The sequence below is a fragment of the Curtobacterium sp. 24E2 genome, assembly GCF_016925595.1.
Classification (GTDB): Bacteria; Actinomycetota; Actinomycetes; order Actinomycetales; family Microbacteriaceae; genus Curtobacterium.
Genome location: NZ_CP068987.1, coordinates 271,732 through 283,351, shown reverse-complemented (window position 1 = coordinate 283,351; position 11,620 = coordinate 271,732). Strand labels below are relative to the sequence as shown.

Here is an 11,620-nt window from a genome sequence, read left to right as displayed (position 1 = left end):
CCGCCGGCTTCTGCCGCGGGGAACCCCGACCGGAGTGGGATTCACGGACTCCTCACCTCGACACGAAAGCAGCACTCCTGTGACTCGCACGTTCTCACCGAAGCCGGCAGACGTCCAGCACGACTGGATCGTCATCGACGCGACCGACGTCGTCCTCGGCCGTCTCGCCACCCACGCCGCGGCGCTCCTGCGCGGCAAGCACAAGGCCACCTTCGCCCAGCACATGGACATGGGTGACTACGTCATCATCGTGAACGCCGACAAGGTCGCCCTGACCGGTTCAGAAGCTCGCGAAGAAGGTCTACTACCGCCACTCGGGGTACCCGGGCGGCCTGACGGCGACCTCCTACCCGGAGATGCTCGAGAAGCACCCCACCCGCGCCGTCGAGAAGGCGATCCGCGGCATGCTGCCGAAGAACACCCTCGGTCGCGAGCAGCTCAAGAAGCTGAAGGTCTACGCCGGCGCGGAGCACCCGCACTCCGCGCAGCAGCCCAAGGCGTACATCTTCGACCAGGTCGCACAGTAGTTCCGGCCACGACGACTTCAAGGACATAGAGAAACTCATGGCTCAGATCGCTGATTCCCTCGACCAGACCCCGGAGAGCTTCACCACGGAGAGCGCACCCGCCGCTGCCGAGGCTGCTCCCCGTCAGATCCTCAACGTCTCCGGCGGTGCCGTCGGGCGCCGCAAGGAGGCCATCGCGCGCGTTCGCCTCGTTCCGGGCTCCGGCACGTTCGTCGTGAACGGTCGCTCGCTCGAGGACTACTTCCCGAACAAGCTGCACCAGCAGCTCATCAACGACCCGTTCAAGGTCCTCGAGCTCCTCGGCTCGTACGACGTCGTCGCCCGCATCACCGGTGGCGGCCCCTCGGGTCAGGCCGGCGCACTCCGCCTCGCCATCGCCCGCACGCTGAACGAGATCGACCGCGAGAACAACCGCGCGACCCTCAAGAAGGCCGGCTTCCTCACCCGTGACGCCCGCGTCATCGAGCGCAAGAAGGCCGGTCTCAAGAAGGCCCGCAAGGCTTCGCAGTTCTCGAAGCGCTAGTCGTCACCGGCTGAAGATCGCAATGCCGCGTCTGTTCGGTACCGACGGGGTTCGTGGTCTCGCCAACGGCGAGCTGACGGCCGCGCTCGCACTGGGTCTTGCCCAGGCGAGCGCGGCCGTCCTCACACACGGACACCATGCGGACGCCCGGCGGGCGTCCGGTCGGCCGCGCCCCCGCGCGGTCCTGGCGCGCGACCCGCGCGTCTCCGGTGAGTTCCTCGGTGCCGCGGTCGCGGCCGGACTCGCCTCTGCCGGCGTCGACGTGCTCGATGCCGGGGTCATCCCCACCCCGCTGCGGCGTTCCTCGTCGCGGACATCGACGCCGACTTCGGCGTGATGATCTCCGCGTCGCACAACCCCGCCCCGGACAACGGGATCAAGTTCTTCGCCACGGGTGGTCGCAAGCTGCCGGACGAGGTCGAGGACCGCATCGAAGCGGCCATGCACGACCACTCCGCGCCGACCCCCACCGGCATCGACGTCGGTCGGATCACCCGGTTCGCCGACGCCGAGGACCGCTACGTCGTCCACCTGCTCGGCACGCTGCCGCACCGGCTCGACGGGATCCACGTCGTGCTCGACTGCGCCAACGGTGCAGCCGCCGGCGTCTCGCCCGAGGTGTTCGTCAACGCCGGGGCCCGTGTGACGCTGATCGGCGCCGACCCGAACGGGTGGAACATCAACGACGGGGTCGGCTCGACCCACATCGACAACCTGTCCCGCGCCGTCCTGGCTGCCGGCGCCGACGTCGGCATCGCGCACGACGGCGACGCCGACCGCTGCCTTGCGGTGGACGCCGCCGGCAACGCCATCGACGGTGACCAGATCATGGCGATCCTGGCGCTGTCGCTGCAGGAGCGCGGCCGGCTGAAGGACGACACGCTCGTCGCGACGGTCATGTCCAACCTCGGGCTCAAGCGCGCCATGGCGGACGCGGGCATCACCGTGATCGAGGCCGGTGTCGGCGACCGCTACGTGCTCGAGAAGATGAACGAGGGCGACTACTCCATCGGTGGCGAGCAGTCCGGCCACATCATCTTCAACGAGTACGCCACCACGGGCGACGGCATCCTGACCGGGTTGCACCTGGTCGCCGAGATGGCGCGCACCGGGAAGTCGCTGCAGGAGCTCGCATCGTGCATGACGGTGTTCCCGCAGGTGCTGCTCAACGTGCGCGGAGTCGACCGGCACGGTCTTGCCGACCAGGGTGTGCAGGACGCCATCGCCGCAGCCAGCGAGGCGCTCGGGGACAGCGGCCGCGTGCTGCTCCGTCCGTCGGGCACCGAGCCGGTCGTGCGCGTGATGGTCGAGGCCGCCTCGCAGGACGATGCGCAGCGCATCGCCGAGGAGCTCGCCGCCGTCGTGCAGGAGCGCCTGGCGCTCGACGCCGCGTAGGCCGGGGTGCCGGGCGCGACTTCGCGCTGCGCGCGCCGCGTTCGCGCCCCGCTGCGGTCGTCGCGCCCCGACTCTTCCGGGCGCGATGACCGTACGGGGCGCGCACCCGCGCTCGCGACCGCGCTCGCGACCGCGTCGCGCTTGCGTTGCGTGCCGCTTCGGTCGTGCGCCCCGCTGCGGTCGTTGCGCCCCGATTCTTCGGGGCGCAACGACCGTACCGGGTGCAAGCCCGCGCGCACCCGCGCTAGATCTTGCGGAGCAGGACCGAGTTCACCTTGTGGTCGGCGGCCTTCTTCAGCACCAGGGTCGCCCGGGAGCGGGTCGGCAGGACATTCTCGAGCAGGTTCGGCTCGTTGATCGCCCGCCACACCTCTGTCGCGGTGCGGACTGCGTCCTCGCGCGACAGGCTCGCGAACCGGTGGAAGAACGAGTCCGGGCTCGAGAACGCCTCTTCCTGCAGGGCCAGGAACCGGTCGACGTACCAGGCCTCGATGTCCTTGGTCTTGGCGTCGACGTAGATCGTGAAGTCGAACAGGTCGGACAGTGCGAGCCGCCCGTGCACCGGTGGCGCGAGCACGTTGAGTCCCTCGACGATGAGGATGTCCGGCTGGCGGACGACGATCTCGGCGTCCGGCACGATGTCGTAGACGAGGTGCGAGTAGTACGGCGCCCGGACCTCGGTCGCGCCGCTCTTGACCTGGCTGACGAACCGCAGCAGGGACCGGCGGTCGTAGGACTCCGGGAAGCCCTTCCGGTCCATGATCCCGCGACGCTCGAGCTCGGCGTTCGGGTACAGGAACCCGTCGGTCGTCACCAGTTCCACGCGCGGGGTGTCCGGCCAGCGCTTCGTCAGCTCGCGGAGCAGTCGCGCGACGGTGGACTTCCCGACGGCGACGGACCCGGCGACGCCGATCACGAACGGCGTGCGTCCGGCTCGGTCACCCAGGAACGCCGATGTCGACGCGTGCAGGTTGCGGGCGCCGGCCGCGTAGAGCGTCAGCAGCCGCGACAGCGGGAGGTAGACCTCCTGCACCTCCTGCATGTCCAACCGGTCGCCGAGCCCGCGCAGCTGCACGATCTCGGTCTCGGTGAGCGACAGGTGCTCCTTGGGGGCGAGCTGCGACCAGTCGTGCCGCGGGATCTCCACGAACGGGGTCGGGTGCGCGACGGCGGTCTCCGGGATCGGCATGGGGACGAGCGTACAGACGGGAGGCCCGGTGCAGGTGAGCTGACCGGCTCACCTGCACCGGGCCTCCCGTCCAGTGCTCGGTGTGCGTCCGCAGGACGCGGTGCATCAGGCGGGCAGGGCGGCCTCGATGGCCGCGATCACCTCGGGGGCGTCCGGCTTCGTGGTCGGACGGAAGCGCGAGACGGTGCCGTCCGGCGCGACGAGGAACTTCTCGAAGTTCCAGCTGACCCGTCCGGCCTTGCCATCGGCGTCCGGGGTCTCCTTGAGCGCCTGGTAGAGCGGGTGGGCGCTCTTGCCGTTCACCTTGACCTTCTCGGACATCGGGAAGGTGACCCCCACGTGGTGGAGCAGTACTCGTCGATGGCCTCGGACGAGCCGAGCTCCTGCAGGAACTGGTTGCTCGGGAACCCGAGGACCGTGAAGCCGCGCGGGCCGTACTGCTTCTGGAGGGCCTCGAGCTGCTCGTACTGCGGAGCGAGACCGCACCGCGACGCGACGTTCACGACCAGCACCGCCTTGTCCGCGAACGAGCCGAACGTGGTGTCCTCGCCGTGCAGCGTGGTGATGGCGATGTCGTCGAAGCGTCCCATGGTCGAAACGTTATCCCCAGCCCTGCTGCTTCGCAGGGTCCGCGCTCAGGCAGACCGTAGGATCGCTTCCATGTGTGGAATCGTCGGCTACGTCGGCAGCAACAGCAGCCAGGACGTCCTCCTCGGTGGCCTCCGTCGCCTCGAGTACCGCGGCTACGACTCGGCGGGCATCGCCGTGGTCGACCCCGCGGGGACCTCGTCTCCGCCAAGAAGGCGGGCAAGCTCCAGGCCCTCGTCGACGAGCTCGAGTCGTCGCCGATCCCGGACGGCACCACGGGCATCGGACACACCCGCTGGGCGACCCACGGCGGCCCGACGGACGGCAACGCCCACCCGCACCTGGCCGACGGCGACAAGCTCGCCCTCATCCACAACGGCATCATCGAGAACTTCTCCGAGCTGCGCGCCGAGCTGCAGGCCGAGGGCATCGAGTTCCGCAGCGAGACCGACTCCGAGGTCGCCGCGCACCTGGTCGGTCGGGCGTTCCGCGAGACCGGTGACCTGACCGACGCCATGCAGCGGGCCGTGCAGCGACTGGACGGGGCGTTCACGCTCCTCGTCGTGCACGCCGACCAGCCCGGCGTCGTCGTCGGCGCGCGCCGCAACTCCCCGCTGGTGGTGGGCCTCGGCGATGGCGAGAACTTCATGGGCTCGGACGTCGCCGCGTTCGTCGCCTACACGCAGCGCGCGCTCGCCATCGGTCAGGACGAGATCGCCACGATCCGCCCGGACGGCGTCGACGTGATCCACTTCGACGGCACCCCGGCCACCCCGAGCGAGTTCGAGGTGAACTGGGACGCCTCCGCCGCCGACAAGGGCGGCTGGTCCTCGTTCATGGCGAAGGAGATCAGCGAGGAGCCCGAGGCCGTCGCCAAGACGATCCTCGGCCGCGTGCACGACGGTGCCGTCACCCTGACCGACCTCGACCCGATCGCCGAGCGCCTGGCGACGGTCGACCGCGTCATCGTGATCGCCTGCGGCACCGCTGCGTACGCCGGCATCCTCGGCAAGTACGCCATCGAGCAGTGGGCCCGCATCCCGGTCGAGGTCGAGCTCGCCCACGAGTTCCGCTACCGCGACCCGGTGCTGAACGACCGCACCCTCGTCGTCTCGATCAGCCAGTCCGGCGAGACGATGGACACGCTCATGGCCGTCAAGTACGCCCGCGAGCAGGGCGCGCAGGTGCTGTCGATCTGCAACACCCAGGGCGCGACGATCCCGCGCGAGTCCGACGCCGTGATCTACACGCACGCCGGGCCCGAGGTCGCCGTCGCGTCGACGAAGGCCTTCATCGCCCAGGGCGTCGCGCTGTACCTGCTGGGCCTGCACCTGGCCACCCTCCGCGGCACCATGACGGCGGAGCAGATCGCCGAGCAGGTCGCCGAGCTCGAGGGCCTGGCCCCGAAGCTGCAGCAGACCATCGACGACGCCGCCGGCATCAAGGACCTGGCGCGCTGGATGGCGGACACCCGCAGCGTGCTGTTCCTCGGTCGCCACGTCGGCTACCCGATCGCGCTCGAGGGTGCGCTCAAGCTCAAGGAGCTCGCGTACATCCACGCCGAGGGCTTCGCCGCCGGTGAGCTCAAGCACGGCCCGATCGCGCTCATCGAGCCCGGGCAGATCGTCTTCGTCATCGTGCCGTCGCCGCGTGACCCGCGGTCGCTGCACCCGAAGGTCGTGTCGAACATCCAGGAGATCCGCGCCCGTGGTGCTCGCGTGATCGCCATCGCGGAAGAGGGCGACGCCGCCGTGCTGCCCTTCGCCGACGAGGTCCTGCGCATCCCGCTCGCGACCCCGCTGTTCGAGCCGCTGCTCGCCGTGGCGCCGCTGCACATGTTCGGCATGGAGCTCGCCGCGGCCAAGGGCCTCGACGTCGACCAGCCGCGCAACCTCGCGAAGTCGGTCACCGTCGAGTAGTCGCACGATGATCATCGGCATCGGGGTCGACGTGGTGGACCTGGAGCGGTTCGAGCGGGTGCTGTCGCGCACGCCGGCGATGCGTGCGCGGTTGTTCACCCCGGCCGAGCAGGTCCGCGACGGCGAACAACGGCCGATCGCGTCGCTTGCTGCGCGGTTCGCCGCCAAGGAGGCCCTGATCAAGGCGTTCGGCTCCAGTGCCGGGCTCAGCTGGCAGGACCTCGAGGTCGTGTCGGACGACCAGCGCAACCCGTCGCTGACGCTGCACCAACAGGCGCGACAGGTGGCGGATGCGCGTGGCGTGACGAGCGTGCACCTGTCGCTCTCGCATGATGGAGGGATCGCGACCGCGTTCGTGGTCCTGGAGGGAACAACGAAGTGAGTGCGTTCACCGGCATCACGGTCGATCGTGAAGCGCTGATCGAGAACTACGCGACGATCGCCGAGCAGGTCGCACCGGCCGGTGTCATCGCGGTCGTCAAGGCCAACGCCTACGGCCACGGCGCGCTCGACGCCGCACGGGCCTTCGTCGACGCCGGTGCCGAGTGGCTCGGCGTCGCGGACATCGACGAGGCCGTCGCGCTCCGGCAGGGCGGCATCGACGAGGACGTCCGGATCCTCGCGTGGTTGCACGCCCCCGACGAGGACTTCCGCCGGGCAGCGCAGTACGGCATCACCCCGGCGGTGTCGAGCGTCGAGCAGTTGTCCGCCGCTGCCGACTCCGAAGTCGGCGCCGTGCACATCTGCGTCGACACCGGCCTGAGCCGCAACGGTGCGGTCGAGTCCGAGTGGGCCGAACTCTTCGCGACCGCCGGCGCCCTCGCCCGTGGTGGCAACCGCACCCGTGTCGAGGGGCTGATGTCGCACCTGTCGAACGCGTCGCGCACGGACGACCTCGACCAGGACGCCGCACTGCAGCGCGCACTCGACGGCCTCGCCGCCAACGGCATCGTGCCCGACCTGGTGCACCTCGCCGCGAGTGCCGCGAGCATCGCCGTGCCCGAGACGCGCCGCGACCTGTCCCGCGTCGGACTCGCCCTGTACGGCCTGAGCCCGTTCACCGACCGCACGTCGGCCGACCTCGGTCTCCGCCCCGCCATGCGTGTGACCGCTGCCGTGCTCCGCACCGTCGACGTCGGCGCCGGCGAGGGTGTGTCCTACGGCTACACCTGGCGGGCGTCGACCGACACCCGCCTCGCGGTCATCGGTCTCGGGTACGCCGACGGGTTCGACCGCGACTTCGGCAACCGGGTCTCCGTCCGCATCGGCGACCGCACGTTCCCCGTGGTCGGCCGGGTCGCGATGAACGCCATGCACGTGGACATCGGCGACGCCGACGTCAGCATCGGCGACGAAGCCGTGCTCTGGGGCGACCCGGCGAACGGCGACCCCGCGGTCGAGGACTGGGCCGCGGCGATCGGCACCATCAACTACGAGGTGGTCGCCCGGGTCGGCCACAGCGTGCACCGGAGGACGACGTGAGCTCCGCACCCCTGCGCCAGGCACGAATCGACCTGGACGCCTACCGCGCGAACCTCGACCTGGTCCGCGAGTGGATGGACCCCGTCGCGGTCATGGCGATCATGAAGGCCGACGCCTACGGCCACGGTCTCGAGCCGATCGCGCTCGCCGCGGTGGACGCCGGCATCCGCTGGATCGGGGTGCTCACGGTCCCCGCGGCCCTGCGGCTGCGGTCGATCGGCGTCGGTGAGGACGTCCACCTCTTCACCTGGCAGCACGACCCCGCTCTCGACTTCCGCGACGCCATCGACTCCGCCGTCGACCTCGGTGTCTCGAACGTGCCGGAGCTGCAGCGCGTCATCGACGCCGTCGACCAGCGACCCGCGCGCGTGCACCTCGGCTTCGACTCCGGGCTGCACCGCGACGGAGCGACCCCGGCGGCCTGGCCAGCGCTCGTGTCGCTCGCGCTGGACGCCCAGCGCGCCGGCCGCATCGAGGTCGTGGCGGCGTACACGCACCTGGCGGAGTCCTCGGACCAGGACGACGCCGACGCCGTGGCGCTCTTCGACGCCGCCGTGGAGCAGGCAGACGACCTCGGGCTCGACCTCCCGATGGAACACGTCGCCGCTTCGCTCGCCGGGTTGGAGCGCAAGGAGTTCCGCAAGGACATGGTCCGGATGGGCGCCAACCTGTTCGGCATCCCGGGCGCGGACGGTGTCTCGGCAGCCGACCTCGGGCTCGAACCCGTGATGACCCTGACGGCGTCGGTCGCGAAGACCAAGCGGGTCCCCGTCGACACCGGCGTCTCGTACGACTACACGTACCGCACCGCAGCGGAGACCACGCTCGCGCTCGTGCCCGTCGGGTACGCGGACGGCGTCCCCGTCTGGCGCAGGGCCGCATCGAGGTCGCGATCGGCGGCAAGCGCTACCCGATCGCCGGCCGGGTGGCCATGGACCAGTTCCTGGTCGACGTCGGCGACGACGACGTCCGCACCGGCGACACCGTGACCCTGTTCGGCACCGGCGAGCACGACGAGATGACCGTCCTCGACTGGGGCCGTTCGCTCGGCACCATCGGCGAGGAGATCGTCTGCCGCATCGGGACCCGCGTGCCACGGTTCTACGAGGGCCACGACATCGAGGGACGCGTCGGGGAGTACCTGCGGGGCGACCAGTCGTGACCGGCACCCCTCGGGTCCTGCTGGACACGGCCGTCGACGGCACCGATGCGATGGGCGAGCTCGGGGCGCGGTTGGCCGCGGTCCTCCGTGCCGGGGACCTGGTCGTGCTGACCGGGCCGCTCGGCGCCGGCAAGACGACGCTGACCCGTGGCCTCGGCGCTGCCCTCGGCGCGCGTGGCCAGGTGTCGAGCCCGACCTTCGTCCTCGCCCGGACGCACCCCACCACCGCCGGGCCGGACCTGGTGCACGTCGACGCGTACCGGCTGTCCGACCCCGTCGAGCTCGACGACCTCGACCTCGACTGGGATGCGTCGATCGTCGTGGTCGAGTGGGGCCGCGGCATGGTCGACGGCATCAGCGACAGCGTGCTCGACGTCGAGATCACCCGGGCCACCGGCGCCGACGCCTCGGGTGCCACCGAGGCCGACGACCCCGACGACGTCCCCGACGAACCCCGCCGCGTCGTCGTCAGCGCGACCGGCCCACGCTGGGCCGACGTCTCCCTCTGACGCGGCCTCGCTGCCACGACGAGCACGCCTACGATGGACGGGTGCTCCTCGCCATCGACACCTCCGCCGGAACGTCCGTGGCCGTCGTCGACCCGACCACCGGCACGCCCCTCGCGACCCGTGACACCGAGGACAGCCGCCGGCACGCCGAGGTGATCGGCCCGTTCCTGGCCGAGGCGCTCGCCGAGGCGGGCATCACCGGCCCGGACGTCACGGGCGTCGTCGCCGGCATGGGCCCCGGCCCGTTCACCGGCCTGCGCGTCGGCATCGCCGCCGCCCGAACCTTCGCCGCCGCGGTCGGCGTGCCCGTCCTTCCGCTCGTCAGCCACGACGCGGTCGCGGCCGACGAGCGCGACGGCCGACGGGACGGACCGTTCGTCGTCCTGACGGACGCCCGCCGGCGCGAGGTCTACTGGAGCGCGTACGACCAGACCGGCACGCGCGTTGCGGGCCCGGGTCTCGCCAGGCCCGCCGATCTCGACGAGGCGATCCGTGCCTCCCGGCCCGGAGCGGTGGGCTGGGACCGCGTGACGGCCCTGTCCATCCCTGCCTGGAGGCTCGGATCACTCGCCGCGGACCGCCTGCGGTCCGGCGCGGGGTTCGACCAGGACACCCCTCTACCTGCGGGAACCCGACGTCACGGTGCCGGGTGCGCCGAAACGGGTGAAGCAGTGACGGTGCCGGACGGGCTCCGCTTGCGGCGGGCGCACCCGCAGGACCTCGACGACATCATGTGGCTCGAGCACGTCTCGTTCCCGACGGACGCCTGGTCGGCGTCGCAGATGTCGGGCGAGCTGTACTCGCCGCACGGGTACTACGTCGTGATCGAGACCGTCGACGAACCGGCAGCGCCGTCGGTCGTCGGCTACGCCGGACTGTCCTCGTTGGCGGGCAACCCGGTCGCCGACGTGCAGACCATCGCGGTCGCAGCCGAGCAGCGCGGCAAGGGGCTCGGGCGGGTGCTCTTCACGGACCTCCTCGACGAGGCCCGTCGCCGCGGTGTACGCGAGGTGTTCCTCGAGGTGCGCGCCGACAACCCGGTCGCGCAGTCGATGTACACGGCGTTCGGGTTCGAGCACATCGCGACCCGGCCCCGCTACTACCAGCCGGACGGCGTCGACGCGTGGGTGATGCGGGCGGAGCTGCCGGTCGCAGCAGACGCGGCGTCGACGCCGCCGACCGTCGGCCCGATCGGACAGGAGGCGCTCGATGAGCGTGGCTGAACCACTGGTGCTCGGCATCGAGACGAGCTGTGACGAGACGGGCGTGGGCATCGTGCGGGGAGCACCCTGCTCGCGAACGTCATCGCGTCGAGCATGGACGAGCACGCCCGGTACGGCGGCGTCGTGCCCGAGGTCGCCGCGCGGGCGCACCTCGAGGCGATGACCCCGACGTTGCACGCGGCCCTCGAGCGGGCCGGGGTCACCCTCGACGAACTGGACGCCGTCGCGGTCACCGCCGGGCCGGGTCTGGCGGGCGCGCTCATGGTCGGGGTCGGTGCCGCGAAGGCGCTCGCGGTCGCCACCGGCAAGCCCCTGTACGGCGTGAACCACCTGGTCGGGCACGTCGGCGCCGACGTCCTGCGCACGGACGGCAGCGACATCGAGCTGCCGACGATCGCGCTGCTGGTGTCCGGCGGGCACACCTCCCTGCTGCTCGTGAAGGACCTGGTCGGCGACGTCGAACTGCTCGGCGAGACCATCGACGACGCCGCGGGTGAAGCGTTCGACAAGGTCGCACGGCTGCTCGGCCTGCCGTACCCCGGCGGGCCGCAGATCGACCGGGCCGCGGCGGACGGCGACCCGAAGGCCATCCGGTTCCCCCGCGGCCTGACGCTGCCGAAGGACCTGGCCGCGCACCGCTACGACTTCTCGTTCTCCGGACTGAAGACCGCCGTCGCCCGCTGGGTCGAGCGCTGCCGTGACGAAGGGCGCGAGGTGCCCGTGGCCGACGTCGCCGCGAGCTTCCGCGAAGCGGTCGTCGACGTCCTGCTGACCAAGGCCCTGAACGCGTGCCGCGACACCGGCGTGGACCGGCTCCTGCTCGGTGGCGGTGTGGTCGCGAACGCCCGGCTGCGGCAGGTCGCCGAAGAGCGGTGCGCCGCCGCGGGGTGCAGCTGCGGATCCCGCCGTTCGACCTGTGCACGGACAACGGTGCCATGATCGCGGCCGTCGGCGCACGCCTGGTCGCCGAGGGGCACGCCCCGAGCGACCTCGGGATCGCGGCCGACTCGACGTTGCCGGTGACGACCGTCCAGGTCTGAACCGTCCCGGCGTCGACCCGGTCGGCCCTCGGGCGCCTGTGGGAGGATTCACATGGCGTCGGA

At 71.2% G+C, this 11,620-nt stretch carries 6 protein-coding genes and 6 pseudogenes; 10 read left to right on the top strand and 2 right to left on the bottom strand.

The features are described 5' to 3' along the window. The first annotated feature begins 79 nt into the window (after window positions 1-79). The 3 genes and pseudogenes from rplM (at window position 80) to glmM (ending at window position 2,445) form a co-directional block, all read left to right on the top strand. Window positions 80-527, top strand: a pseudogene (rplM, locus tag JN350_RS01390) (50S ribosomal protein L13). Window positions 528-564: 37 nt separating this feature from the next. Further along, window positions 565-1,050: a 30S ribosomal protein S9 gene (gene rpsI / locus JN350_RS01385; RefSeq protein ID WP_111083442.1), complete on the top strand. Its 486-nt coding sequence runs from the start codon at window positions 565-567 to the stop codon at window positions 1,048-1,050. 22 nt (window positions 1,051-1,072) lie between these two features. Continuing rightward, window positions 1,073-2,445: pseudogene (glmM, locus tag JN350_RS01380) on the top strand (phosphoglucosamine mutase). A gap of 244 nt (window positions 2,446-2,689) precedes the next feature. On the opposite strand, the gene coaA reads toward glmM, so the two are convergent. Beyond that, complete coding sequence (coaA, locus tag JN350_RS01375; protein WP_205463316.1) at window positions 2,690-3,634, bottom strand: type I pantothenate kinase; 945 nt, start codon at window positions 3,632-3,634, stop codon at window positions 2,690-2,692. Between the two features lie 105 nt (window positions 3,635-3,739). Beyond that, a pseudogene (locus JN350_RS01370) lies at window positions 3,740-4,224 on the bottom strand (glutathione peroxidase). Window positions 4,225-4,294: 70 nt separating this feature from the next. Between JN350_RS01370 and glmS the strand changes: the two are divergent. The 7 genes and pseudogenes from glmS to tsaD all read left to right on the top strand — a co-directional run bounded on the left by glmS (window position 4,295) and on the right by tsaD (window position 11,557). Continuing rightward, a pseudogene (glmS, locus tag JN350_RS01365) lies at window positions 4,295-6,141 on the top strand (glutamine--fructose-6-phosphate transaminase (isomerizing)). A gap of 7 nt (window positions 6,142-6,148) precedes the next feature. Further along, complete coding sequence (locus tag JN350_RS01360) at window positions 6,149-6,523, top strand: holo-ACP synthase (RefSeq protein ID WP_123293157.1); 375 nt, start codon at window positions 6,149-6,151, stop codon at window positions 6,521-6,523. Beyond that, on the top strand, window positions 6,520-7,623 hold the full coding sequence (gene alr / locus JN350_RS01355) for an alanine racemase (protein WP_205463315.1): 1,104 nt from the start codon (window positions 6,520-6,522) through the stop codon (window positions 7,621-7,623). The genes JN350_RS01360 and alr (JN350_RS01355) overlap by 4 nt, the downstream gene beginning before the upstream one ends. A 74-nt stretch (window positions 7,624-7,697) precedes the next feature. Continuing rightward, window positions 7,698-8,785: pseudogene (gene alr / locus JN350_RS01350) on the top strand (alanine racemase). Then, on the top strand, window positions 8,782-9,294 hold the full coding sequence (gene tsaE, locus JN350_RS01345; protein ID WP_240347467.1) for a tRNA (adenosine(37)-N6)-threonylcarbamoyltransferase complex ATPase subunit type 1 TsaE: 513 nt from the start codon (window positions 8,782-8,784) through the stop codon (window positions 9,292-9,294). The pseudogene alr (JN350_RS01350) and the gene tsaE overlap by 4 nt, the downstream one beginning before the upstream one ends. A gap of 41 nt (window positions 9,295-9,335) precedes the next feature. After that, entirely contained in the window at window positions 9,336-10,517 is a 1,182-nt protein-coding gene (gene tsaB / locus JN350_RS18790; RefSeq protein WP_240347466.1) for a tRNA (adenosine(37)-N6)-threonylcarbamoyltransferase complex dimerization subunit type 1 TsaB, read from the top strand. After that, window positions 10,504-11,557, top strand: a pseudogene (gene tsaD, locus JN350_RS01330) (tRNA (adenosine(37)-N6)-threonylcarbamoyltransferase complex transferase subunit TsaD). Before tsaB ends, tsaD begins: the two are co-directional and overlap by 14 nt. The last annotated feature ends 63 nt before the right edge of the window (window positions 11,558-11,620 follow it).